Annotated in this window: 19 protein-coding genes; 14 read left to right on the top strand and 5 right to left on the bottom strand. The window is 73.5% G+C overall.

Annotated features, from left to right (window positions below; genetic code table 11):
* Positions 1–426, top strand: a 426-nt coding sequence (locus IE244_RS38825; RefSeq protein WP_191878280.1) for a flavodoxin family protein, incomplete at its 5' end; no start/stop codon positions are given.
* Between the two features lie 427 nt (positions 427–853).
* On the opposite strand, the gene IE244_RS38820 is transcribed toward IE244_RS38825, so the two are convergent.
* Entirely contained in the window at positions 854–2116 is a 1263-nt protein-coding gene (locus IE244_RS38820; RefSeq protein WP_229854731.1) for an MFS transporter, read from the bottom strand.
* Between the two features lie 892 nt (positions 2117–3008).
* Between IE244_RS38820 and IE244_RS38815 the strand changes: the two genes are divergently transcribed.
* From IE244_RS38815 to IE244_RS38760, 12 genes are all read left to right on the top strand, one after another.
* Positions 3009–3995: an NAD-dependent epimerase/dehydratase family protein gene (locus IE244_RS38815; RefSeq protein WP_191878278.1), complete on the top strand. Its 987-nt coding sequence runs from the start codon at positions 3009–3011 to the stop codon at positions 3993–3995.
* 39 nt (positions 3996–4034) lie between these two features.
* Entirely contained in the window at positions 4035–5669 is a 1635-nt protein-coding gene (locus IE244_RS38810) for a carbamoyltransferase family protein (RefSeq protein WP_191878277.1), read from the top strand.
* Complete coding sequence (locus tag IE244_RS38805; protein ID WP_191878276.1) at positions 5666–6661, top strand: glycosyltransferase family 2 protein; 996 nt, start codon at positions 5666–5668, stop codon at positions 6659–6661. Before IE244_RS38810 ends, IE244_RS38805 begins: the two co-directional genes overlap by 4 nt.
* Positions 6658–7200 carry a D-glycero-alpha-D-manno-heptose-1,7-bisphosphate 7-phosphatase gene (locus tag IE244_RS38800; RefSeq protein WP_191878275.1) on the top strand — a complete coding sequence of 181 codons (543 nt, stop codon included), beginning with the start codon at positions 6658–6660 and terminating at the stop codon, positions 7198–7200. Before IE244_RS38805 ends, IE244_RS38800 begins: the two co-directional genes overlap by 4 nt.
* Positions 7197–8204 (top strand): glycosyltransferase family 9 protein, encoded by a 1008-nt coding sequence (locus IE244_RS38795; protein ID WP_191878274.1) that lies wholly within the window; start codon positions 7197–7199, stop codon positions 8202–8204. The genes IE244_RS38800 and IE244_RS38795 overlap by 4 nt, the downstream gene beginning before the upstream one ends.
* Positions 8201–9163, top strand: coding sequence for a glycosyltransferase (locus IE244_RS38790; RefSeq protein ID WP_191878273.1), 963 nt, complete (start codon positions 8201–8203; stop codon positions 9161–9163). The genes IE244_RS38795 and IE244_RS38790 overlap by 4 nt, the downstream gene beginning before the upstream one ends.
* Positions 9160–10395: a glycosyltransferase gene (locus IE244_RS38785; RefSeq protein WP_191878272.1), complete on the top strand. Its 1236-nt coding sequence runs from the start codon at positions 9160–9162 to the stop codon at positions 10393–10395. The genes IE244_RS38790 and IE244_RS38785 overlap by 4 nt, the downstream gene beginning before the upstream one ends.
* Positions 10392–11069: a D-sedoheptulose-7-phosphate isomerase gene (locus IE244_RS38780; RefSeq protein ID WP_191878271.1), complete on the top strand. Its 678-nt coding sequence runs from the start codon at positions 10392–10394 to the stop codon at positions 11067–11069. Before IE244_RS38785 ends, IE244_RS38780 begins: the two co-directional genes overlap by 4 nt.
* Positions 11066–12517 carry a D-glycero-beta-D-manno-heptose 1-phosphate adenylyltransferase gene (gene rfaE2 / locus IE244_RS38775; RefSeq protein WP_191878270.1) on the top strand — a complete coding sequence of 484 codons (1452 nt, stop codon included), beginning with the start codon at positions 11066–11068 and terminating at the stop codon, positions 12515–12517. Before IE244_RS38780 ends, rfaE2 begins: the two co-directional genes overlap by 4 nt.
* Positions 12514–13536 (top strand): glycosyltransferase family 9 protein, encoded by a 1023-nt coding sequence (locus IE244_RS38770; protein ID WP_229854729.1) that lies wholly within the window; start codon positions 12514–12516, stop codon positions 13534–13536. Before rfaE2 ends, IE244_RS38770 begins: the two co-directional genes overlap by 4 nt.
* On the top strand, positions 13514–14455 hold the full coding sequence (locus IE244_RS38765; protein ID WP_191878269.1) for a glycosyltransferase family 2 protein: 942 nt from the start codon (positions 13514–13516) through the stop codon (positions 14453–14455). The genes IE244_RS38770 and IE244_RS38765 overlap by 23 nt, the downstream gene beginning before the upstream one ends.
* Before the next feature lie 125 nt (positions 14456–14580).
* Complete coding sequence (locus IE244_RS38760) at positions 14581–15069, top strand: GNAT family N-acetyltransferase (protein WP_191878268.1); 489 nt, start codon at positions 14581–14583, stop codon at positions 15067–15069.
* Positions 15070–15098: 29 nt separating this feature from the next.
* Here IE244_RS38760 and IE244_RS38755 read toward each other — a convergent pair whose 3' ends face one another.
* The 4 genes from IE244_RS38755 to IE244_RS38740 all read right to left on the bottom strand — a co-directional run bounded on the left by IE244_RS38755 (position 15099) and on the right by IE244_RS38740 (position 22085).
* Positions 15099–16784: a ribonuclease J gene (locus IE244_RS38755; RefSeq protein ID WP_191878267.1), complete on the bottom strand. Its 1686-nt coding sequence runs from the start codon at positions 16782–16784 to the stop codon at positions 15099–15101.
* Positions 16785–17020: 236 nt separating this feature from the next.
* The gene (locus tag IE244_RS38750; protein ID WP_191878266.1) at positions 17021–19195 is read right to left on the bottom strand and encodes an FUSC family protein; all 2175 of its coding nucleotides are present in this window, start codon (positions 19193–19195) and stop codon (positions 17021–17023) included.
* Positions 19196–19499: 304 nt separating this feature from the next.
* Positions 19500–20675 (bottom strand): glutathione-independent formaldehyde dehydrogenase, encoded by a 1176-nt coding sequence (locus tag IE244_RS38745; RefSeq protein WP_191878265.1) that lies wholly within the window; start codon positions 20673–20675, stop codon positions 19500–19502.
* Between the two features lie 297 nt (positions 20676–20972).
* Complete coding sequence (locus IE244_RS38740; RefSeq protein WP_191878264.1) at positions 20973–22085, bottom strand: hypothetical protein; 1113 nt, start codon at positions 22083–22085, stop codon at positions 20973–20975.
* Between the two features lie 227 nt (positions 22086–22312).
* On the opposite strand from IE244_RS38740, the gene uvrA reads away from it, so the two are divergent.
* Entirely contained in the window at positions 22313–24781 is a 2469-nt protein-coding gene (gene uvrA / locus IE244_RS38735) for an excinuclease ABC subunit UvrA (protein ID WP_191878263.1), read from the top strand.
* Positions 24782–24869: the final 88 nt, after the last annotated feature.

The following is a 24869-nucleotide window of genomic DNA, read 5'->3' as shown; positions in this document are numbered from 1 at the left end:
GACAACAGCTCCGTGATGAAGCAGGTGATCGAGCGCCTCTACGCCTGCTCCAGCCTGCTCAACGAAGCCGGGCAGTACGCCTACTACGGCCGCGTCGGCGGCTGTCTGATCACCGGCAACGAGGACGGCGTCAAGCACTGCGCCATGAACGTCCTCTACAGCCTGCCGCACCTGGGCTACACCATCCCGCCCCAGGCCGACGCCGGATGGATCGGCGAGGCGGGCCCCGGCCCCTCGTACCTCGACCCCGGTTCGGGCGGCCCGGAGAACGACTTCACCAACCGCAACACCACCTTCATGACCTGGAACCTGCTGCACCTGGCCCGGGCCCTGAAGGACCTCGGCGGCATCCCCGCCTACGGCAACCAGCGCACCGCCTGGGACGCCGGCTGCCGCCGCGACTACGAGAACCCCGAGCACCGGTAGCGCGATGCCGGGGGCAGGCCGCGGACGGCCGTCGGATTCGGAGCCACCCGGTGGATCACGCCGCCGGAGACCGGCCGAGAAGGATGCGTGGGAGCAACCGAAGCGTGTACGGGCTGGTGGGGCGGCTGCGGTGTCGAGGGCCGCCGTTCGTGTCCGTACGCGGCGGTGCAGATGCCTGGCTCCCGCTGCTGGACGCCACGTGCGCTGGGGCCTGCAGCAGGACCGCTCGGTTCCCAAGTCGACCGAGCGCTCACGCATCGCCGAGAACACCGGCGGCGGCCCCGATGGTGCCTCACCCCGGCCCACGCGTCCTGGGCCAACCCGAGCGAGCCCCTCTTAGAGAGGCGCCCGATGGGGCGGACGCCCACCGACCACCGTCACGCCCTGGTGGACCAGGTCCGCCTGAGACGCAGCCATCCCGAGGGCGTCACGCGGCCGTGCTCAGGGCCGCCCGGCCCGTGATGTCACAGTGTGGTGCAAGGGTTGCGGCCGGTGCCGGTGTGCGGCGGGTCCGCAGGCCGAAGCCCGCTCCGATCGCGCCCACGATGATCAGCCCGCCGGTCACCAGGGCACCGCGGGCCCCGGCCAGTTCCATCAGCAGGCCGAGGAGGGGCGGGCCGCCGAGGCCCCAGACCGTGCCGATGCTGCTCCACACCCCGAGCACCCGCCCCCGCAGGTGAGCGGGCGGGTCCGTCTGCAGCACGGCGGTCCCGGCGGTGTCGGAGACCGACTCCACGACCGCCATCGGCAGGACCAGGACCAGCAGCACCGCCAGCGACGGGGACAGACCCGTCAGTACCTGCAGGAGGGCGCCGGCGGCGGCCAGCGTGCCCACGAGCCGGACCGAGGGCCGGCGCAGCCGGGCACCGAGGACGGCGCCAAGGATGCCGCCGACGGCGAGCACCGTGGAGACCGTGCCGAAGGAACCGGCGCCGCCCGCCAGCGGCCCGGTCACCAGCACGGCCAGGGTGAGGCCGTAGTTACGGCCGAAGACCGAGCTGATCCCGGTGACCGCGGCGAGCGCGACCAGGCGGGGGCGACGGGCGAAGAAGAGCAGACCCTGGCGCACGGACATGTCGGGGCCGGGCTCGGCACTCCTGTGCTCCGGTGCGGAGTGCCGCACGGCGGCGTGGCGGACGACGCCGGGTGCCGGGCGCAGGAACGGGACGACCGCGGCCACGAAGAGGAAGGACAGCCCGTTCGCGGCGTACGCGGCAGCCGTGCCGAGGAAGCCGACCGTGACGCCCGCCAGGGCGGTGCCCGTGAGCCGGCCGGCATTGTGCACGAGGGCGCCGATTCCGATGGCCGAGGGGACGTCCTCCACCGGCACGAGGTCGTTGCCCAGCATGGCGCACGCGGGTCCGTCCACGGTGGCGATCACGCCGGTCACGGCGGCGAGCACCATCAGGGTCGTCATGTCGAGCTGGTCCAGCGCCACCAGCACTGCCGTCGTGAAGGCGACCGCGCCGAGCAGCGCCTGGCTGACGGCGGCGGTCAGCTTGAGCGGCCAGCGGTCCACGGCCGTGCCGCCCAGCAGGCTCATGAACAGCGCGGGAGCGGCCTGGACCGACATCGAAAGGCCCGTGGCCGCGGCGGAGCCGGTGATCTGCAGGACGAGCAGGTTCTGCACGGTGAGCTGCATCCACGTGCCGGCGTTCGACAGGAAGTTGGCCACGGACCACCAGCGCATGCTGCGGTACCTCAGCGCACGCCAGGGCGAGCGGGAGGCGGGGGTGGTGGGGCCGGCGGCCGTTTTCGGCGCAGGGGAGAGCGGGGCAGGGGTGGAAGACACAGTGCGGTACCCGGCAACGAGGCGTTGGAGGAGGACCGGGGGAACCTGGATCACCGGCTGCACTGCGCGGCGGTTCCACCGAGTCGGTCACGGCGCGGACCATCGTGACAGACGGGAGTCCCGGTCCGACGACGCCTGCCTTCCCGCGTCGGTGTTCCGGGCCTCAACTTCCTTGAGGGGTCTGCCCTTCGGTGGCCGAGTGGGGTTCCTCACAGGGGCCGGGTCGGGGCAGGACGAGGCGGCCCGCCGGGCGGGGCCTCAGACGCGGCGGGGGCCGTCGGGCGGGGCCGGAGACGCGACGGGAGCCGACGGGCGGGGCCGACGGCGGGAGGGCTCAGCTGTCCGCTCCGGCCCGAAGCGTCCCGGCCCCGGGCGTGGCCATGATCGCTCACGAACGCGCCGGTGATCACTGTTCTGCTCCGCGGCCTTCACCCTCCGGGGCGTCGGCGCAGGTCAGAGCGTCTGCGCCGCAGGTTCCCGGGGTGCACCGGCAGTCGACGGACACCGCGGGAGTGGCGAACCTCACCGGACCACCGCACAGTGAGAATCAACGTGTGAAAACAACTGATCCGGGAACCCCGGTCGGGGCGGCGTCCAGAAAGAGGCGACCGACCAGGGCGGTCCCGCCGCTCCTGTGACCAGCGCGACCAGCCCGTCCACCTCTCGGGAATGACCGGCGCAGGCTCTCCGAAGCCCGCCGAAGCCCACAAAAAAGCCTCCTGTACCGCGTCGACGGTGTGCTCCCGGCGGCCCCGCGCCCCGGCGCCCGGGCGCGGACGAAGGAAGACCCATGCCTGCTGTCTCGATCTCCCCGTGGCGCCGTGCCCTGGTGACCGGCGGCGCCGGCTTCCTCGGCAGTCATCTGTGCGAGCGCCTGCTGGATTCGGATGTCGAAGTCGACTGCGCCGACAACCTGTCCTCAGGAGTCCGCGACAACATCACGCACCTGCGGGCGCGGCGCGGATTCCGCTTCGTCGAGTGCGACGTCTCGGCGCCGGAATCCCCCCGGCGGCTGCCCGGCCCGTACGACCTCGTCCTGCACTTCGCGTGCCCCGCCTCGCCCGCCGACTATCTCCGGCTGCCGCTGGAGACGCTCGACGCCGGCAGCCTGGGCACCCGCAACGTGCTGGCCGTGGCCGAGCGGGACGGGGCCCGCTTCCTGCTCGCCTCGACGTCCGAGGTGTACGGCGATCCCCTGCAGCATCCGCAGCGCGAGGACTACTGGGGCAACGTCAACCCGGTGGGTCCGCGCAGCGTGTACGACGAGTCCAAACGGTTCGCCGAGGCGCTGGTCACCGCCCATGCACGGGCGAGGGACGCCGACGCGGGCATCGTGCGCCTGTTCAACACGTACGGCCCGCGCATGCGGGCGCACGACGGGCGCGCCGTCCCCACGTTCGTCAGCCAGGCACTGGCGGGCGAACCGCTGACCGTCGCGGGCGACGGACGCCAGACGCGGTCCCTGTGCTACGTGGACGACACCGTGGACGGCGTCCTGCTGGTCGCGGGGAGCCACTCGGTGCGCCCCGTCAACATCGGAGGCGGCGACGAGGTCACGGTCCGCGAGATCGCCCAGCGCGTCGTCGAACTGACCGGATCCTCCTCCCGCATCGTCTACGTCGACCGCCCGGTCGACGACCCGCAGCGACGCCGCCCCGACACGGCACTGGCGCGTGAACTGCTGGGGTGGACACCACGCGTGCCCTGGGAGGAAGGCATCAAGCAGACCATCGCCTACTTCGCCACGGCCCCGCGCGCGGGTGACCCGGCCCCGTAGGCGACACCGCCCCTACCCGTACGCACACGGAGGCATCGCATGCGTGTCCTGGGCGTCAACGCGCTCTTCCACGACCCCGCCGCGGCCCTGGTCGTGGACGGCAGCATCGTGGCCGCGGCGGAGGAGGAACGCTTCAGCCGCCGCAAGCACGGCAAGCGGCCCGTCCCCTTCTCCGCCTGGGAACTGCCCGAACTGTCCGCCCGGTGGTGCCTGGACCGGGCCGGGCTGACCCCGGCAGACCTGGACGCGGTCGCCTACTCGTACGACCCCCGTCTCTCCCGCCCCGCCGAGCAACTGGGGCTGCACGACCCCTGGGACCACCTGCGCCAGGAATACGCCCGCCGTGCCCCCGGGTTCCTCGCCGAGGCCCTGCCGGGGCTGAACCCGGACAAGGTCCACTTCGTCGCCCACCACATCGCCCACGCGGCCTCCGCGGGCCTGGCCGCCCCGTATCCCGACAGCGCCGTGCTGGTCCTGGACGGCCGCGGCGAATGCGGCTCCCACCTCGCCGGCCGCTACGCCAACCGTGAACTGACCGTGCTGGGCTCCCAGCCGCTGCCCGACTCGATGGGCCTGTTCTACGAGGACCTCACCGAGCACCTCGGATTCCTGCGCAGCAGCGACGAGTTCAAGGTGATGGCGCTGGCCTCGTACGGCAAGCCCCGCTTCCTCGACCGGCTGCGCGCCTACGTCCACCTGGACGGCCACGGCGGATTCCGGGCCCGCCCCGTGCCCTGGGTGTCCCTGGTCCCGCCGCGCCCGGCGGGCGGCGCGTGGACGCAGGACCACGCCGACCTCGCCGCCAGCGCGCAGACGTGCCTGGAGGAGGTCCTGCTGGGCCTCGCGCGCTGGCTGCACGACCGTACCGGTGAGGAGGCGCTGACGCTCGCCGGTGGTGTGGCGCTCAACTGCGTGGCCAACACCCGGCTGCACCGGGAGACGCCCTTCCGCCGTATATGGGTTCAGCCCGCCGCCGGGGACGCGGGCACCGCACTCGGCGCGGCACTCCATGTCGCCTGCCAGAAGGAGGCCGTGGAGGCCATGCCGACCGCGGCCCTCGGCCGTGGCTGGAGCGACACCGAGCTGCGCGCCTGGCTGGACCGCTCCGCCGTGCCCTACGAGGAGCCCGACGACATCGCCGAGACGGTCGCCGCGGAACTCGCCGGGGACGGCATCGTGGCCTGGTTCCAGGGCCGCAGCGAGTACGGGCCCCGGGCGCTCGGGCACCGCTCGCTGCTGGCCCATCCCGGCCGTGCGGCGAACCTGGAGCGCCTCAACGCCGTGAAGGGCCGCGAGGAGTTCCGCCCCGTCGCCCCGATGGTGCTCGCCGACCGCGCCGGGGAGATCTTCGACGGGCCACTTCCCAGCCCCTACATGCTCTTCGTGCACGACGTCGCCGACGAGTGGCGGGCCCGCATTCCGGCCGTCGTCCACGTGGACGGCACGGCCCGCATCCAGACCGTGGACCGGCACGACGAACCGCTGGTGGCCCGTATGATCGACGGTTTCGAGCGCCTGACCGGACTGCCGGTCGTGGTCAACACGAGCCTCAACACGGCCGGGCGGCCCATGGTCGACGATCCCCGCGACGCCCTGGAGTGCTTCGGCTCCGCGCCCGTGGACCTGCTCGCCCTCGGTCCGTTCGCCGTGCGGCGGAAGAAGGTGTTCGCATGACGGACCCGCTCGCCTACTCCGTCGTCATCCCGACGATCGGGCGCGCCTGCCTGGCCGACTGCCTGCACGCGCTGGCCCTGGCCGAGGGCCGCCCGCCCGAGGAGATCGTCGTGGTCGACGACCGCCGTGAGCCCACGTTCCCGCTGCCCCTGGAAGCGGCGGGCGAGCTGCGCGGACGGCTGCGGACCCTGCGCACCGCGGGACGCGGACCGGCGGCCGCGCGCAACTCCGGGTGGCGCAGCGTCCGTACGCCGTGGACCGTCTTCCTCGACGACGACGTCCAGGTGCTGCCCGACTGGTCGCGCCGCCTGGCCGAGGACCTCGGCGCGGCCGGTGCCGCCACCGGCGGCGTCCAGGGACGACTGCGCGTACCCCTGCCCGAGGACCGCCGCCCCACCGACTGGGAACGCGGTACGGCCGGACTGGAGCAGGCCGCCTGGGCCACCGCGGACATGGCCTACCGCACAGCGGCACTGGCGGACGTCCAGGGCTTCGACGAACGCTTCCCGCGGGCCTTCCGGGAGGACGCCGACCTGGCGCTGCGCGTGCAGGAGGCCGGTTGGGCACTGCACCGGGGAGGACGGCAGACCCGCCATCCGGTGCGGCCCGCCGACCCCTGGGTGTCGGTGCGGGCCCAGCGCGGCAACGCGGACGACGCCCTCATGACCCGGCTGCACGGCGCCGACTGGTGGGTCCGCGCCCGGGCACCGCGCGGACGCCTGCCCCGGCACGCGCTCGTGACGTCCACGGCGGTCACGGCATGCGGGCTCGCGCTGGCCGGCCGCCGCCGCGCCGCGGGGGTCCTCGGAGCGCTGTGGGCACTGGGCACGGCCGAGTTCGCCCTGGCCCGCATCCGGCCCGGACCGCGCACCGCACGGGAGATCGCCACCATGGCCGCCACCAGCGTGGTCATCCCGCCGCTCGCGACGCGGCACTGGATCGACGGGCTGATCCGCCACCGGCGGGCCACGGCCCTGAGGAGCCCGCAGTGACCCCGTGGACGCTGGCCGCAGTCCTCTTCGACCGCGACGGGACCCTCATCGAGGACGTCCCCTACAACGGCGACCCCGTCCGCGTCCGCCCGCTGCCCGGTGCCCGGCACGCGGTGGACCTGCTGCGCGTGGCCGGCATCCCGGCCGGCGTGGTCAGCAACCAGTCGGGCATCGGCCGCGGACTGCTCACGGACGCCGAGGTGCGCCGCGTCAACGACCGCGCGGACGCGCTGCTCGGCGGCCTGGACGCCTGGCTCTACTGCCCGCACGCGCCCGAAGCCGGCTGCCCCTGCCGCAAACCCCGCCCGGGGCTGGTGGTCGAGGCCGCACGACGCCTGGGCGTGCCCCCCGCGCACTGCGCGGTGATCGGGGACATCTGGGCCGACGTCGAGGCCGCCCGTGCGGCGGGCGCCCGAGGCGTGCTGGTACCCAACGCCGCGACCCGGCCGACGGAGGTCCGCACGGCCCCCGACACGGCCCCCGACCTGGTCACCGCGGTCCGCCGGCTCCTCAGCGGGAGGCGGGGTGATCGCCCGTGAAGGCACTGGTCGTACGCCTGGACAGCTTCGGCGACGTCCTGCTCGCCGGGCCCGCGGTCCGCGCCGTCGCGGCGCACTCGTCCCATGTCAGCCTGCTGTGCGGCCCCCGCGGTGAACCCGCCGCGCGGCTGCTGCCCGGCGTCGACGACGTGATCGTCTGGGAGGCCCCCTGGGAGGGCTTCGACCCGCCCACCGTCCGCGAAGCCGACGTCGAGGGCCTCGTCCGGCGCCTGCGGGGCGCGGGGTTCGACGCCGCGCTCGTCCTCACCTCCTTCCACCAGAGCCCCCTGCCCACCGCCCTGCTGCTGCGCCTGGCCGACGTCCGGCGCGTCGGCGCCGACAGCGTCGACCACCCCGGCCGCCTGCTCGACGTACGGCACCGGCGGCTGCCCGGCCGGCACGAGGCCGAGGCCGCCCTGGACACGGCCGCCGCCATGGGCTTCCTGCCGCACCCCGGCGACGACGGCCGGCTGCGGGTGCTGCCACCGCCCGACACGGTCGCCCTCACCGGCGACGGACCGTACGTCGTGCTCCACCCCGGCGCCAGCGCTCCCGCCCGCGCCTGGAGCCCGCAACGCTGCGTCGAAGCCGTCGAGTTGCTCGTGTACGCCGGGCATCGGGTGGTCGTCACCGGAGGCCCCGACGAGACCGCCCTGACCCGCGAGGTCGCCGGCGACCTCGCCGTGGACCTCGGTGGCCGGACCGTCCCGCGCACGCTCGCCGGCGTCCTGCGCAACGCCGACGTCGTGGTCTGCGGCAACACCGGGCCCGCCCATCTGGCCGCGGCCGTCGGCACACCGGTCGTGTCCCTGTTCGCTCCCGTGGTGCCGGCCGAGCGCTGGGCGCCGTACGGCGTGCCGAGCGTGCTCCTCGGGGACCAGGACGCGCCGTGCGCGGACACCAGGGCCTGCCGCTGCCCCGTACCCGGCCATCCGTGCCTCGACGAGGTCACCGCCCACGACGTGGTGGCCGCGGTCCACAAACTCCTGGGGGAGACGACATGAACGTACTTGTCTGGCACGTACACGGCTCCTGGCTGACCTCGTTCGTCCAGGGCGCGTACACCTTCCTCGTGCCCGTGACACCCGACCGGGGCCCGGACGGACTCGGGCGCGCCAGAACATGGCACTGGCCGCCCACCGTGCGGGAGTTGAGCCCCACCGAGCTGCGCGAGGCCGACATCGGCCTGATGGTGCTGCAACGGCCGCACGAGCTGGACCTGGCCAGGCGGTGGACAGGACGCCGCCCGGGCATCGACGTGCCCGCCGTGTACGTCGAGCACAACAGCCCGCACCGCACGCCCGCGGACACCCGGCACCCGCTGGCCGACCGGTCCGACATCACCCTCGTCCATGTCACCCACTTCAACCGGCTGATGTGGGACAACGGCCGGGCCCCCACCACGGTCGTGGAGCACGGCATCATCGACCCCGGACACCTGTGGACCGGCGAGGAGCCGCGCGCCGCCGTCGTGGTCAACGACCCTGTACGGCGCGGCCGCACGACAGGAACGGACCTGTTGCCCGAGTTCGCCCGAACGGTGCCGCTGGACGTCTTCGGCATGCGAACCGAAGCCCTCGCCGACCACCTCGCACTGCCGCCCGACCGGCTCCGCGGCCGCGACCTGCCCCAGGGCCGCCTGCACCCGGCGATGGCCCGCTGCCGTCTGTACCTGCATCCCGTGCGCTGGACGTCGCTCGGACTGTCCCTGCTGGAGGCGATGTTCCTGGGGATGCCCGTCGTCGCCCTCGACACCACCGCGGTGCGCGAGGCCGTACCGGCGGGCGCCGGTGTGGTGTCCAACCGGCTCGACGTGCTCCGCGACGCCATACGTGGATTCCTCGCGGATCCCGTGGCCGCACGGCTGACGGGGGAGGCCGCCAGGGCCGCGGCACAGGCCCGCTACGGAGAGCGGCGCTTCCGGGACGACTGGGAGCGCCTGATCAAGGAGGTCACCCGATGAGCACCAGCCACCCCTCGGCCGGCCGCGTCGCCATGGTCTCGGAGCACGCCAGTCCGCTGGCCGCGCTCGGCGGGCCGGACGCGGGCGGGCAGAACGTGTACGTGGCCCAACTCGCCGGGCGACTGGTCCGCCGGGGCCACGACGTGGTCGTGTACACCCGGCGTGACGCCCCCGGGCTGCCGGAGCGGGTCACCACACCCGACGGCTTCCAGGTCGTCCATGTGCCCGCCGGACCGGCGGCCCCCATACCGAAGGACGAACTCCCGCCCTACATGCCGGAGTTCGGGGAATTCCTCGCCCGCCAGTGGGCCGCGGAGCCACCCGATGTGGTGCACGCCCACTTCTGGATGTCCGGATGGGCGGCGCTGTCCGGCGCGGACGGCCTCGGCATCCCCGTCGTGCAGACCTACCACGCCCTCGGCACCGTGAAGAGGCGCTACCAGGGCGCCGCCGACACCAGCCCGCCGGAACGGATCGCGATCGAGACGGCCGTGGGCCGGGCCTGCAGCCGCATCATCGCGACCTGCGAGGACGAGGTGACCGAACTGGGGGCCATGGGCCTGTCACGCCGGCACGTCTCCGTCGTCCCCTGCGGCGTGGACCCCGAGCGGTTCGCCCCCGTCCCCGACGCCCGCCGGCCCGCGTCCGCGCCCCGGCGGCTGCTCGCGGTCGGCCGGCTCGTGCCCCGCAAGGGCTTCGACCGCGCGATCCGCGCCCTGGCGGACGTCCCCGACGCCGAACTCGTCATCGCCGGCGGACCCGAGCCCGCCCTCCTCCTCGCCGAACCCGAGGCCGAGCGGCTGCGCGCCGTCGCCGACGAGTACGGCGTGGCCGACCGGGTGACCCTGCTCGGCGGGGTGGGCCGGGAGCGGATGCCGGGGCTGATGTCCAGCGCGGACCTCGTGCTGTCCCTGCCCCGGTACGAGCCGTTCGGCATCGTGCCGGTCGAGGCCATGGCCTGCTGCGCGCCCGTCCTCGCCACCGCCGTCGGCGGGCAGCTCGACACCGTCGTGGACGGCGTCACCGGCGTCCTGGTCCCGGCCGACGACGACCACGACATCAGCGCGACCGTCCGCCGGCTCCTGGCCGACCCGGAGCTGCGCGCCCGCTACGGCGCCCAGGGGCGGCGCCGCGTCCTGGCCCGCTACACCTGGGCCCGCGTGGCCGAAGGTGTCACCCGCGCCTACAGCGCCGTCTCCTCCGTCCCCTCGCTCTCGGGAGCCCTGCGATGAAACTCGCCACCGACGCCACCCACTGCGACGACCTGATGAAGGCGCTTCAGGGATTCCGCCGGCACGCCGGGCCCGTGGCACAGCGCTGGGGCGTCCTGCTCGCCTCCCGTCTCGGGGCCGGGTCCCGTCTCCTCGTGGCCGGCAACGGCGGCAGCGCGGCCCAGGCCCAGCACCTCACCGCCGAACTGGTGGGCCGCTACCGGGAGGACCGTCCGCCGTTCTCCGCCCTCGCGCTGCACGCGGACACCTCCACCACGACCGCCGTCGCCAACGACTACGGCGTCCAGGAGATCTTCGCCCGGCAGGTCGCGGCGCACGGCCGCGCCGGCGACGTCCTGGCGCTGCTGTCCACCAGCGGCGCCAGCGCCAACCTGCTCGTCGCCGCGAACACGGCCCACCGCGCCGGCATGACGGTGTGGGCCCTGACCGGCCCGGCGCCTAACCCACTGGCCGGTGCCGCGGACGAGGCCCTGTGTGTCGACGCGGCCGCCTCCGCCACGGTCCAGGAACTGCACCTCGTGGCGGTCCACATGCTCTGCGAGGCCTTCGACCGGACGATCGAAGGCCAGGTGCCGGGGGACAGGCAACGGCGCAACGGCGGACGACGCGCGGCGGCCGAGAGCCGACGGGCCGCGGCGCCCTGGGCGTTCGCCCGCGGAGAGCAGGGCGTATGACCTCCCCGGCCCCCTTGCTCGTCGTCGGAGACGCCCTGCTCGATCACGACGTCCGCGGCCGGGTCGAGCGACTCGCCCCCGACGCGCCCGTCCCCGTCGTCAGCGGGCTCCGACGCGCCACCCGGCCCGGCGGTGCCGCGCTGGCCGCCTGGCTCGCCGCGGCCGACGGCCGGCCGGTCACCCTGGTCACCGCGCTGGGCGACGACCCGGACAGCGCCTGTCTGCGCGGGCTGCTGGCCGGCCGGGTCGACCTGGTGGAGATCCCCCTCGCGGGCACCCTGTCCAGCAAGACGCGCGTCCTCGCGGCCGGCCGGCCGCTGCTGCGCCTGGACGAGGGCGAGGGCAGAGCCCGGGAGGGGACGGAGCCGGCGCGCCGGGCCATCGCCTCGGCCAGGGCCGTACTGGTCGCCGACTACGGCCGGGGGACCGCCAACGTGCTGCGCGAGGCACTGGCCTTTGTCGCGGCCCGGGTGCCGGTGGCCTGGGACCCGCATCCGCGTGGCCGGCCACCGGTACCCGGCGTCCGGCTGGCGACGCCGTCCGCCGCCGAGGCACACGTCTTCGCGGGCGGCGCTGCGGCCACCGGGCAGCCCGAGCACGGCAGTGAACTGCACACGGCGGCGCAGGACGCCGGCCGGCTGGTCCGCACCTGGCGCGCCGCCACGGTGGCCGTCACGCTCGGCGGGCGCGGGGCGCTGCTCTCGCACGGCGAGACACCGCTGCTCGTGCCCTCGCCGGTCACCGCCGAGGGCGATGCGTGCGGAGCCGGGGACCGGTTCGCGGCGACCGCCGCCGGACTCCTGGCCGACGGCGAACTCGTCGAGACGGCCGTACGGAAGGCCGTGCACGCCGCCACCCGCTACGTCGCCGAAGGCGGCGTCGGGTCCGTCGCCGTGGACACCACGCCCGGCGGGCCCGCGGCCCGGCCGACCGACGACGAGCCGACGGACGACGCCCTGCGGACCGCCGCCCGGGTGCGGGCCGCGGGCGGCACCGTCGTCGCCGCCGGAGGCTGCTTCGACCTGCTGCACGCCGGCCATGTGGCGCTGCTCCAGGCCGCCCGCCGTACCGGGGACTGCCTGGTGGTGTGCATCAACTCCGATGCCTCGGTACGCCGCCGCAAGGGCGCCGGCCGGCCGCTCGTCCCGGAGGCGGACCGGATCCGCGTCCTGCGGGCACTGGAGTGCGTCGACGCCGTCGCCGTGTTCGACGAGGACACACCCGAACGGCTCCTCACCGCAATCCGCCCGCACATCTGGGCCAAGGGCGGCGACTACGCCAGGACCCGGCTGCCGGAGGCGTCCGTGGTACAGAGCTGGGGCGGCCAGGTCGTCCTCTTCCCCTACCTCGACGGCCGCTCCACCACGAGCATCGCCGAGCGAGCCGCCCTCACCCCGCCGACGGGCACCCCGGCACAGGCCGCGAGCGGCGGAAGGAGGCCACGGTGACGGATCCGGACCAGCGCCACCGCGTGCTGGTACTGCGCGCGCTCGGCCTGGGCGATCTGCTGGCCGGCGTGCCCGCACTGCGGGGCGTACGGCGGGCCTTCGCCCGGGACCGCGTCGTGCTCGCCCTGCCGCCCTCCCTCCGGGAGGCGGCCCTGGCCACCGGAGCCGTCGACAGCGTCCTGCCGGCCGAGGCGCCCGGCCGGGCCGTGCCGTCGCTCGGCCGGTGGACCGGGCCGCCGCCGGACATCGCCATCGACCTGCACGGCAACGGGCCCGAGAGCCGCGACGCGCTCGCCGCACTCGCCCCCCGACGGCTGCTGGCCCACGCCGCGGCGCCCGAACCCGGGCTCGGCCGGCCTCCCGTGTGGCGGCCGGACGAGCACGAGCGCGAGCGGTGGTGCCGCTTCCTCGGGGCCTACGGCATAGCCGCCGACCCCGGCGACGTACGGCTGCCCCGGCCCGTCACGCCCTCCCCGGCGCCGGGCGCCGTCGTGGTCCATCCCGGCGCCGAGTCCGCCGCCCGCCGCTGGCCCGCCGAGCGGTACGCCGTCGTCGTACGGCGCCTGCGAGCCCTCGGCCGGCGGGTCGTCCTCACCGGTGGGCCGGGCGAGGACGCACTGGTCACCGACGTCGCCGAACGCGCCGGCCTGCCCGCCCGCGACCTGCTGCGCGGCGGGCTGCCGTTCGACGCGCTGTCGGCCCTGGTCGCCCACGCCCCGCTCGTCGTCAGCGGGGACACCGGCCTGGCCCATCTCGCGGTGGCCCACGGCACGCCCTCCGTGACGCTCTTCGGCCCGGTCTCGCCCCGGCTGTGGGGGCCCCCGCGCCTCGCACGTCATATCGCGCTGTGGCACCCCGGACCGCCGGGCGATCCGCACGGTGGCGTGCCCGATCCGCAGCTGCTGCAGATCGGCGCCGACGAGGTCACCGCCGCCGCGCTGAGCCTGCTGCGCCCCGCCCGGACCACCGCACGGCCAGGGAAGGGAGGCACCCCTCGTGGCGAGGCAGTCCGCCCCTGAGGCACCACCCGGCCGGGCCGGCGGCCCCGACGGACGGGTCACGGTCGCGGTGATCACCCGTGACCGCCCCGGCAGTCTGCTGCGCACCCTGGACGCCCTGGCGGCCCTGCCGGAGCGGCCCCGCGTGATCGTCGTCGACAACGGCTGCGACGACGCAGCGTGCAGCGCCGTGCGCCGGCACCCCGCGGCCGTCCGAGTGCTGCGGCCCCGCGAGAACACCGGAGCCCTGGGCCGCAACCTCGCCGTACAGCACGCGGACACGCCCTACGTGGCGTTCAGCGACGACGACTCCTGGTGGGCCCCCGGCGCGCTGCGCCGGGCAGCCGACCTGCTCGACGCCCATCCCCGCCTCGGCCTCCTGGCCGCCCGCACACTGGTCGGCGCCGACGGGACCGAGGACCCGCTCAACGCCGTCCTCGCGGCCTCCCCCCTGCCGGACGAACCCGACCTGCCGGGCCGGCCGGTGCTCGGCTTCCTGGGCTGTGCCTGCGTGGTGCGCCGGGACGCCTTCCTCACGGCGGGCGGCTATCACCCGCTGCTCTTCTTCGGCGGGGAGGAGACCCTGCTCGCCTACGACCTCGCGGCCCACGGCTGGGGAGTCACCTACGAACCCTCACTGACGGCACGGCACCACCCCGACCCCGCAGGCCGCGGCGACCGGAACCATCTGCAACGCCGCAACGATGCGCTGACGTTGTGGCTGCGCCGACCGCTCCCCGTCGCGCTGCGGGCCAGCGCGCGTCTGGCGGCCGCCGCCGTCACCGGCGAGCACGAGGCGCGTCGGGCCCTGCACGGCCTGCTGCTCCGGCTCCCCGCCGCTCTCGCCTGGCGCAGACCTCTGCCGGAGCATGTGGAGCACGCGGCCCGGTTGATCGACAGCGGAGCGTGCGCCTCGGCGGCGCCGAGGCGGCGGTCGTGAGCGTACGGCAGTGGGGGTATACCGCTGCGGGTCTGCTCACAGCGCGATCCACTCGCTGGAGGTGGTGACCTCGCGCAGCCGACCCCTCCGGACGAAGGCACCCCCCGGTGCGAAATACTCTCCCGATGAGTTCACGCACTTCCCCGATCAGCCAGCCGATCACCATACGGAGGGCCGTCGCGCGGGACGCCAAAAGGCTCACACGGATCGTGCGTGGCTCAGGCGCCTACCGGGGTGAGTACGCAGCCGCAGTCGCCGGCTACCGGGTCGGCCCTGATTACATCGAGGCCCACCGCGCCTTCGTAGCCGTCGGCTCCGACGAGCATGGAAGCCGGGTCCTCGGGTTCTACTCGCTCGTCCTCGCTCCACCGGAGCTCGACCTGCTGTTCGTCGCCGACGAGGCGCAAGGACGGGGTATCGGTCGACTGCTCGTCGCGCACATGCAGTCCGAGGCCCGTGCCGCCGGGCTCGACCGCGTCAAGGTCGTGTCGCATCGTCCCGCCGAGGACTTCTACCACCGCGCCGGCGCAGTGCGGATCGGGACCGCCCTCGCGAACCCGCCCGCCGTGCCGTGGGACCGTCCCGAATTCGAGTTTCGCATTCCTTCGGAATGACGCGGTGTGCCGGTTCGCAGGGCACCGGCTCAGGCGTCGATGATGACGGGGATGATGAGGGGCTTGCGGCGATAGGTGCGGAACGCCCAGTTCGCCACGGCGCGGGCGAGGAGTTGTTCGAGTTGGCGCGCGTCCCCGACGCCTTCCTCGGCCGCGGTGGCCAGGGTCTTCTCGATGACGGGGATGACCGGCTCGAAGGTGGCGTCGTCGTGGACGAAGCCCCGGGCCAGGAAGTCGGGGGCCTCGGCGAGGGCGCCCGTGTCCGCGTCGACGATCGCCACCACCGTGACCACGCCTTCGGCGGCGAGGGTGAGGCGGTCCTTGAGGGACGCTTCGGTGGCGCCGCCGACTTCCATGCCGTCCACGTAGACGTTGCCGGCGGGGACCTTGCCGGTGATGGACGCGCGTCCGTCGACCAGGTCGACGACGACGCCGTCCTCGGCGATGACGACCCGGTCGGGGTCGACACCGGTACGGATGGCGAGGTCGGCGTTGGCCCGCAGGTGGCGCCATTCGCCGTGCACGGGCATGACGTTGCGGGGCTTGACGATGTTGTAGCAGTAGACGAGTTCGCCGGCGCTGGCGTGCCCGGAGACGTGCACCTTGGCGTTGCCCTTGTGGACCACGTGGGCGCCCCACCGGGTGAGTCCGTTGATCACCCGGTAGATGGCGTTCTCGTTGCCGGGGATGAGGGAGCTGGCGAGCAGGACGGTGTCGTCCTTGCCGATGCGGATCATGTGGTCGCGGTTGGCCATCCGTGACAGCGCGGCCATCGGTTCGCCCTGGGAGCCGGTGCACACCAGCGTGATCTTGTGGTCCGGGAGCTTCTCCAGCTCCTTCGTGCTCACGACCAGACCGGAGGGGACCTTCAGATAGCCCAGGTCACGGGCGATGCCCATGTTGCGCACCATCGACCGGCCGACGAAGGCGACCTTGCGGCCGTGCTGGTGGGCGGCGTCCAGGACCTGCTGGATGCGGTGCACGTGGCTGGCGAAGCTGGAGACGATGACCCGGCGCGGCGCGGTGCGCATCACCTGCTCGATCGCCGGGTTCAGCTCTCGCTCGGAGGTGGTGAAGCCGGGTACTTCGGCGTTGGTGGAGTCGGTGAGGAACAGGTCCACGCCCTCCTCGCCGAGGCGGGCGAAGGCGCGCAGATCGGTGATGCGGTCGTCGAGAGGGAACTGGTCCATCTTGAAGTCGCCGGTGTGCAGCACCATCCCGGCCCGGGTGCGGATCGCGACCGCGAGGCTGTCGGGGATGGAGTGGTTGACCGCGACGAACTCGCAGTCGAAGGGCCCGAAGCCACGCCGGTCGCCCTCCCGCACCCGCACCGTGCGCGGCCGGATGCCGTGTTCCTTGAGCTTGGCCTCCAGGAACGCCAGCGTCAGCTTGGAGCCGACGACGGGAATGTCGGACCGCTCGCGCAGCAGGTACGGCACGCCGCCGATGTGGTCCTCGTGGCCGTGGGTGAGGACCACGGCCACGATGTCGTCCAGGCGGTCCCGGATCGAGGTGAAGTCCGGCAGGATCACGTCCACGCCGGGCTGGGTCTCCTCGGGGAACAGCACGCCGCAGTCGACGATGAGCAGCTTGCCCGCGTGCTCGAAGACGGTCATGTTGCGGCCGATCTCACCCAGGCCGCCCAGGGCGATGACCCGCAGCCCTCCTTCGGGAAGGGGTGGGGCGGCTTTCAGCTCAGGGTGTGGATGACTCATACCCTGACGGTACCCGGAGAGCGGGACGGGGTGATCCACTGCCTGTGTGATCCACCGAGCGCTCGATACGACCCGACGCCGGAGACGTACGGGCGCGCAGGCCGGCAACCGTCTCACCTGCCTGGCGGCTCTGATCCTCGTGATGGCGGCACCGGCGTACGTGCGGCGGGCGCTCGACGCGGCCGGAAGTCTCTTTCCCGTTCCAGGGGGCGCGGCGCTCTCCGTCGCCGGCGCCGTCACCCACCCCGGTGCGCGGGCCCTGATCCGTTGCCTTCCGCGGCCAGGGTCGCCCGCACCCGCTGCTCCTCGCGAGCAGAGCCGACGTCCCGTTCCAGGGGTGTGCGGCTCACGGCTGTCGCGAGGTCTTCCAAGGCCCGTTTTTGCAGTTCCGCCTCGCGCCGCACGACCGGGCTCCCATCGCCGGCGGCGGCGTCCCACGCGTGGAGCGCCTCCTCCACGCGTCCCCAGTCCGGATTCCTGTGCTCGCGCACGGCGACTGCTGCCTTCGCGGTGTCCGTCTCCAGGGCCTCGGCGAACCGCTCCGCCTCGGGGACGACGCGGCTGTCGGCCCGCGGGACGTGGCTCTCCATGAGCATCGTCGCGCGGCCGAACCCCTTGAGCGCCTCCTGCGCCTCCTGCGCCTCGCGCGACGTCAGCCCCCTGGGGCGGACCGGTTCCTGCCGTGCCCGGTCGTACGCCTCCTGCCAGGCGGCACGTGCCTCCCTGCTCTCCAGCAGTGCCCGGCGCATGTCGGCGTGATGCTCCCGGGTCGGTTCGGCGTAGTCGCGGAGCACCGCGGCCGCGTAGCGGCCGTTGGCGGCGAGCCAGTCCGCGAGCCGGCCCGGCAGCCGGGGTGTCTCCCATGCGGGGAACACCACGTACGCCAGCATCGCCAGGGCCCCGCCCAGCAGGGTGAGCACCACCCGCTCCGGGACTGTCTGCTCCCATGCCTGGCCGCCCATGCCGAGCAGGAAGACGACGTACGCGGCGGTGAAGCACTGGGAGTAGGCGTAGCCGGTACGGTTCAGCGTGTACGACAGGCCCGCCGAGACCACCGCCAGCGCGCCGGACACATGGGCGTCCGGGCCCAGGGCCCGCACCGTGCCGGTGGCGAGCGCGACCCCCGCCAGGGTCCCGGCGAGCCGGGCCACCGCACGCGCGTACGTCCGGTGGAAGTCCGGCCGCATCACCATCACCGAGGCGATGGGTGCCCAGTAGCCGTGGCCCAGGGGTAGCCGGGCGGCGATCAGATAGCCGAGCGTGGCCACCGCCGCCAGGCGGACGGCGTGCCGGAACACGGGCGAGTCCCGGCGGAGCTCACGGCGCACCGCCCGGACGACGACCGGGACCAGCCGGAGCAGTGTCGGGCGCACCAGGAACTGGGCGCCGGCGGGGCCGGGCGGCGTGGGCGTCCCCCCGAGCGCGCAGCCGCTCGCGGCGATCTCCAACGCCTCGCCGAGCAGTTCCACGAGCCGCTCGGCGGCTTGCCGCGCGGGGCCCTCCAGCACCTCGTGCTCCTCGTCGACGCGCAGGACGTCCGTGCTCCCGGGCCGTACCTCGGCGGGAGTGCCGCGGCGGATCGAGCGGGCGGCCGCATCCAGGACGTCGGCGGCCGCGTCGAGCAACTCCCGCGCGCGGTCCCGCCCGGGTCCCTCCGCCGGGGCGCCCACGTCCGGGTCGGCGAGCGCCGCGACCACCGGCCGAATGCGCTCGGCGAGTCCCCGGGGGCCGTGCAGGACGGGGGGACGGGTGCGGGCCTGTGACGGCGTCACGGCAGCCGCGTCCCGGGCCGTCATCAACGGCTCCGGGTCGAACGGGGCGGTCGGGTCGTGCCGCAACCGGCGGGCGTAGTCCGCCACGGCGGCCAGGGCGTCGGCGAGCGCGTCACGATGCGCTCCCCAACGCCGGATCGGGAACAGCAGGATCAGCACGGCCTGCGTCACGCCCCCGAGCGCGATGATCCCGGCGTGCTCCAGGGCGCGCCCGACGCTCGTGGGCAAGGTGATGGTCACCAGCATGCTGCCCACGGTCGTCGCCGCGACGATCCCGGCGGTCGAGCCGACGGCCCACGCCATACCCGCGGCAAAGGCCCATACGGCCAGCAGCGGCAGGAACGTCACCAGTCGCCCCGCCGCCAGGTAGCCCACGAAGGTGCTGAGCGCCAGGCCCGCGCCCGCGCCGAGCGCGACCACCTTGCGTGGACGCCAGCTGCGCTGGAAGGTGGCCCCACCCGCGGAGTAGGCGCCGAGGGCGGCGGACGCGGCATACGCGGGGGAGACCAGCCACAGCGTCGGCCCGACGACGATCGCCACCCCAGCGGCCGTGCGCAGCGCGAGGAGGGGCTCCAGCCGCGTCTCCTCGATCGTGAGCCCGGATCGCACGACCTCCCCGAAGGCCCGCAGCCACGTCACGGCTGTCCGCCTGGCCGGAACGCCCTGCCGGGGCGTGTCGGCCTGGTTGAGGTGCGGCAGCCCTCGGGCAAGGAAGCCTCCCACACGGCCCGCTGACTGGCTGGCGGCCGCTGGACGGCGTACCGCCACTGCGGACACTGCCCAGCGTCCGCGGTCCGTCCTCCAGGCGCGTGGGCCGTCGCTGTCGGTTCAGGTCCGGCTGGTGTGCGGCGATTGCCGCCGCCCCGTCCGGGGGACGGGCAGATCGCCACCCGGCCCCCGGACCGGTCCAGGGGAAACAGGGGACACGGCGGCGCCGAGTCCCTTACCGCTTGTGGCCGTTCCCGTGTCCGTTCGGATGCAGGACCACCTTGGTCCAGCCCTCGTCGCGGGCGTCGAAGTGCTCGTAGGCGATGGGGGCCTCGTCCAGGCTGAGCTCGTGGGAGACGACGAAACTCGGCTTCGCCTTCCCGCCGGCGATCAGATCCCGCAGCGCCCGGTTGTACTTCTTCACCGGCGCCTGCCCGGTCCCCATGCGCTGGCCCTTGAACCACATCATGCCGAAGTCGATCGGGACCTTGCCCTGAGCTTCCAGCTCGCCCTGGGCCTCCGCGCCGCCGGGGTCCTGGGGCAGGAACACACCCACCACGCCGATGTCGCCCGTGAACCTGACCGAGTCGATCAGGCCGTTGAGCGTAAGGCTGGCGTCCTCGTGCCCCTGGGGGTCGTGCGCCTGGTAGCCGACGCATTCGCAGCCGTTGTCGGCGCCCAGACCGAGCGTGGCCTCCTTGACGACGTCCGCCGGGTTCTGCTCGGCGGTGTTGATCGGGATGGCCCCGATCTCCTCCGCCTTGCGCAGCCGGTCGGGCTGGTGGTCGGCCGTCCAGACGCGGCCGGCGCCCTTGAGGAGGGCGGAATAGGTCGCCATCAGCCCCACCGGACCGGCCCCGTAGACGATGGTCTGGTCGCCCGGTTTGACGTGGGCCATCTCGGTGGCGTGATAGCCGGTGGGGAAGATGTCGGCGAGCATCACGTAGTCGGTCTGCCGGTCGGCGGCGTCCTCGCCCAGACGCAGCGCGTTGAAGTCGCCGTAGGGCACGCGCAGCAGCTCCGCCTGGCCGCCCTGGTAGGGCCCCATGTCGGCGAATCCGTAGGCTGCTCCCGCGAGGGCCGGTTCCGGCTGCATGGTCAGGCAGTAGTTGGTCAGGCCCTGCTCGCACTGCTTGCAGAAGCCGCAGGCGATGTTGAAGGGCAGGACCACGTACTCGCCCACCTGGACCTTGCGGACGGCCGAGCCGACCTCCACCACCTGACCCATGTTCTCGTGTCCCAGGGTGCGGCCGGACTCGAACGAGGTGCGGCCCTCGTACATGTGCAGGTCCGAACCGCAGATGTTGGTGGTGGTGATCTTGACGACGATGTCGCAGGGATGTTCGATCTTCGCGTCCGGTACGTCCTTCACTGTGACCGTTCGCGGTCCTTCGTATACCGCTGCTTTCATGGTGACTTCCCTTGATGTCGCAGCATGGCGGTCAGGGAGAGGGCGCAAAGAGCCTGACTCTCGCGAGTGCTACGACGGGGTCCGCGGCTCCGGCACGCCTCTGCGGGCCGTTCACCTGGATCAGATGGAACGGTCATGTGGCGCCGGCCCGCCAGGCGGAGCTTCGGCGCTCCGGCGGCGTTGCGTCCGGGTCCCCGTCGGCCCCCGAGGCGAAACAACCACGTACCGACCGATCAGCGGAATCCCCGGACCCGGACGACCACCCACCGACGGCACAGCTCCGACCGAGGTCACCCGCTAGTCACCGTGGTCGTCCTGCAGCACGCTGCGACGCTCCTGTTCGCGCTTGGAGTAGGCGGCCGCCCGGATCGCCTCGTCGCTCTCCAAGCCCGAGCCCAGCGCGCCGCCCACCGTGGCGACCGAAGCGACGAACCAGGCCAACGTCCAGTACTCCGTGACGTGCAGCGGCGTTCGTGTCACGGAAACGAACGCCCGGGCGTTGAGGATGAACAGCGCCCACACCAAGTTGATGACCATCAACCCCACGTAGCAGACGATCACCCCGATACCCACGGTCACGATCGTCGAGGCGTTGTAGAGAGCCGCCCTCTTCCTCGCCTCCGGCGAAACCTCGTCCGTTCGATGCCACAGGTTCGCGTCCACGATCAGCCAGCCGGTCATGAGAGCGACAGACCCGACCATGGCGATCACCAGGCGTGGCGTGCTCAGATAGGTGGCCAGGCTCCAGATGGTGGAGTTCACCGTGGCGACCGCTCCCGTGGCGAGTGCGGCCGCCAGGGCTTTCGACAAGCCCGGCACCAAGCGCCACGGCCGGTTGGCGCGGACCATACCGCCGAGCACCCTCAGGTAACCGCGCGGCCCACTGACGACGTACCGCAGATCGGCGATCTCCTCCTCACCGATCTGGCCCGGATGGACAGGCGCGAGACGACCCGTGAAGGGCCCCCGCAGCGGCTGACTTCCCGGAGGCCCCTCGGCCTGCAGGCCCGCCAAGCTGAGCACGGCTTCTTCCACGGCCTGCCGGGTCCTGGTCTGCAGCCGGAAGCCCCCCAGCGACGGAAGGGACAGCAGCGCCAAGCCGTGTTCGTGACTCAGATCCACCACGAGCTTGCGCCCGTGCGAGTGCAGCGGAAGGTCGGTGAGGGCCACGACGATGTCCCAACTCTCCGCACGCCCGCGGTCCATGATGCGGCGCGTCAACGTGGACAGGTCCTCGGTCCCTGCTGTGAAGGGCTCACTGACCACCTCGACGTCGAACCGTCGTCCCTGGCCTGACCTGTCGGCGAGCCGATCAGGAAGCATCGGGGCCATGCGCTGCGCGATCTCCGTCGGCGCATCCGGATCCGCCAGAAGAGCCACGACCGTAACGTCCTGAGACGACACCCGCATGACTCCTTCTCGTCGGCTGCCCCCGCGATCGCACGTGGCCACAGGATGCCCCCGAGGCAACGCCGACGCCGCGTGACACGCTGGCCCCCACCGGCAGGTGCCGGCATCGCACGCCGCCCCACCGGACACCCTGCTTCGGGATCCTGCCCGGAGTGCGCAGGGCGGTCGCCTGGCGGCGGGACGGCGCCTGTCGCGCGGTTCCCGGCGCGATCAGGTAATCAGGAACGGTGAACGAGGACGCGACCGACCCCTTCGTGCATGTCCGGGGCGCCGGTGAGAACAACCTGCGGAACGTCGATGTCGACGTTCCGCGGGACGCGATGGTCGCCTTCACCGGCGTCTCCGGTTCGGGCAAGTCCTCGCTCGCGTTCGGCACGCTCTACGCGGAGGCCCAGCGGCGCTACTTCGAGTCCGTGGCACCGTACGCCCGAAGGCTGTTGCAACAGGTCGGCGCACCGCACGTGCAGGAGATCACCGGACTGCCACCGGCCGTGGCCCTGCAGCAGCGACGCGGGTCGCCCAGCTCGCGCTCGACGGTCGGCACCCTCACCACGCTGTCCAATCTGCTGCGCATGCTGTACTCCCGTGCCGGCACCTATCCGCCCGGGGCCGCACGGCTGGAAGCCGAGTCGTTCTCACCCAACACCGCGGCCGGCGCCTGCCCGGAGTGCCACGGACTGGGCGTCGTGCACGACGTCGCCGAGGACCTGCTCGTCCCGGATCCCTCGCTGAGCATCCGCGAGGGGGCGATCGCCGCCTGGCCGGGCGCCTGGCAGGGCGCCAACCTGCGCAGTGTCGTGCATGGCCTGGGCATCGACATCGACCGCCCGTGGCGCAGGCTCAGGAAGAAGGACCGGGACTGGCTGCTGTACACGGACGAGCAGCCCTCGGTGTACATCGAGCCGGAGGAGGACCGCGTCGACTACGGCTACCAGGGCAAGTTCTGGAGCGCCCGCAAGCACGTCATGCACGTCCTCGCCGACTCCAAGAGCGAGAAGACGCGCGAACGGGCGCTCCGGTTCGTCAGGAGTGTGCCCTGCCCCGCCTGTCACGGCAGCGGACTGCGGCCCGAGGCGCTCGCCGTGACCTTCGCCGGACGTTCCATCGCCGAGACCAACGCGATGCCGCTCACCGAGGTCGTGGCGCTGCTGCGGCCCGTCGCGGGGCGGTCCGAGGCCGACGCCACCACGTCGACCGCCCGATCCGGGGAGACGACCGAGGTCGCGGTCCGGATCTGCGGCGACCTGGTCGCGCGGATCGACGTACTGCTCGACCTGGGACTCGGATATCTCAGCCTCGGGCGCCGCTCGACGACCCTGTCGCCCGGCGAGGCGCAGCGCCTGCGGATCGCCACCCAGCTGCGCTCGGGCCTGTTCGGCGTCGTCTACGTCCTCGACGAACCCTCCGCGGGCCTGCACCCGGCTGACGCGGAACCGCTGCTGGACGTGCTGGACCGCCTCAAGGCGGCGGGCAACTCGCTGTTCGTCGTGGAGCACGACATGGACGTCGTACGGCGGGCGGACTGGGTGGTCGACATCGGCCCCGGTGCGGGCGAGGGCGGCGGACGCGTGCTGTACAGCGGCCCGGTCGCCGGTCTTGAGCGGGTCAGGGAGTCGGCCACGAGCCAGTACCTGTTCGGGCGCGCCCAGCCGCTCGATCACCGCCCCCGCACACCGCACGGCTGGCTGCACCTGAGCGGGGTCTCCCGGCACAATCTGCACGACGTGTCCGTCGACGTGCCGCTCTGCGTACTCACGGCGGTGACGGGCGTGTCCGGTTCCGGGAAGTCGACGCTGGTGACGCAGGTGCTCGCCGAGGTCGTCCGCGGCCACCTCGGACTCGTGCCCGAGGAACCCGACGAGGCGCAGCTGGAGGTCGACGTCCAGGACGCGTCGGGGGTCGAGTCGTTCGACCGGCTGGTCCGGGTCGACCAACGGCCCATCGGCCGAACTCCCCGGTCCAACCTGGCCACGTACACCGGGATGTTCGACGCGGTGCGCAAGCTGTACGCGGCGACGGACGAAGCCAGGGCGCGCGGCTACTCGGCCGGGCGGTTCTCCTTCAACGTGCCCGAAGGCCGGTGCGAGACCTGCCAGGGCGAAGGATTCGTCGCGGTGGAACTGCTCTTCCTGCCCGGCACCTACGCGCCGTGCCCGACCTGCGCAGGCGCCCGGTACAACGCCGAAACGCTGGAAGTCACCTACCGCGGCAAGAACATCGCGGAAGTACTGGCGCTGTCCGTCGACGCCGCCGCCACGTTCCTGTCCGCCGTCCCGGCCGCCTCCCGCAGTCTGGAGACGTTGCGCGAGGTCGGACTGGGGTACCTGCGGCTGGGCCAGCCCGCGACGGAACTCAGCGGCGGTGAGGCGCAACGCATCAAACTGGCCACCGAACTGCAGCGGGCCCGCCGCGGGCACGCGCTCTACCTGCTCGACGAGCCGACGGCGGGGCTGCACCCCTCGGACATCGCGCTGCTGCTGCGACAGTTGCACCGGCTCGTCGACGCCGGCAACACGGTCGTCCTCGTCGAGCACGACCTGGCCACCATCGCCACCGCCGACTGGGTCATCGACCTCGGTCCGGGCGGCGGCGACGCGGGCGGGCGGGTGGTCGCGGCGGGTCCGCCGGCCAAGGTGGCGAGGGCCCGCCGCAGCGCCACCGCACCCTATCTCGCGGCCCGGCTCGCGCGCTCCTGACGACAGAATCGCGATCGCGCATCCCGAGCACCTGCGGCGCGACCCGGTGGCCGGGTGGTCTCGCGCACCAGCGCGGTGCGCGCGTACG

Origin of the sequence: Streptomyces filipinensis (genome assembly GCF_014649495.1) — a bacterium.
Taxonomy (GTDB): domain Bacteria; phylum Actinomycetota; class Actinomycetes; order Streptomycetales; family Streptomycetaceae; genus Streptomyces; species Streptomyces filipinensis.
The sequence above is the reverse complement of the archived record's forward strand: the minus strand, read 5'-3'. Positions and strand labels throughout refer to the sequence as shown.

What these genes read in the sequence shown, in the direction of transcription:
- IE244_RS38820 (WP_229854731.1), bottom strand. Translation starts at nt 2,116, where the DNA reads ATGCGCTGGTGGTCCGTGGCCAACTTCCTGTCGAACGCCGGCACGTGG.
- IE244_RS38815 (WP_191878278.1), top strand. Translation starts at nt 3,009, where the DNA reads ATGCCTGCTGTCTCGATCTCCCCGTGGCGCCGTGCCCTGGTGACCGGC.
- IE244_RS38810 (WP_191878277.1), top strand. Translation starts at nt 4,035, where the DNA reads ATGCGTGTCCTGGGCGTCAACGCGCTCTTCCACGACCCCGCCGCGGCC.
- IE244_RS38805 (WP_191878276.1), top strand. Translation starts at nt 5,666, where the DNA reads ATGACGGACCCGCTCGCCTACTCCGTCGTCATCCCGACGATCGGGCGC.
- IE244_RS38790 (WP_191878273.1), top strand. Translation starts at nt 8,201, where the DNA reads ATGAACGTACTTGTCTGGCACGTACACGGCTCCTGGCTGACCTCGTTC.
- IE244_RS38785 (WP_191878272.1), top strand. Translation starts at nt 9,160, where the DNA reads ATGAGCACCAGCCACCCCTCGGCCGGCCGCGTCGCCATGGTCTCGGAG.
- IE244_RS38780 (WP_191878271.1), top strand. Translation starts at nt 10,392, where the DNA reads ATGAAACTCGCCACCGACGCCACCCACTGCGACGACCTGATGAAGGCG.
- rfaE2 (WP_191878270.1), top strand. Translation starts at nt 11,066, where the DNA reads ATGACCTCCCCGGCCCCCTTGCTCGTCGTCGGAGACGCCCTGCTCGAT.
- IE244_RS38760 (WP_191878268.1), top strand. Translation starts at nt 14,581, where the DNA reads ATGAGTTCACGCACTTCCCCGATCAGCCAGCCGATCACCATACGGAGG.
- IE244_RS38755 (WP_191878267.1), bottom strand. Translation starts at nt 16,784, where the DNA reads ATGAGTCATCCACACCCTGAGCTGAAAGCCGCCCCACCCCTTCCCGAA.
- IE244_RS38745 (WP_191878265.1), bottom strand. Translation starts at nt 20,675, where the DNA reads ATGAAAGCAGCGGTATACGAAGGACCGCGAACGGTCACAGTGAAGGAC.
- IE244_RS38740 (WP_191878264.1), bottom strand. Translation starts at nt 22,085, where the DNA reads ATGCGGGTGTCGTCTCAGGACGTTACGGTCGTGGCTCTTCTGGCGGAT.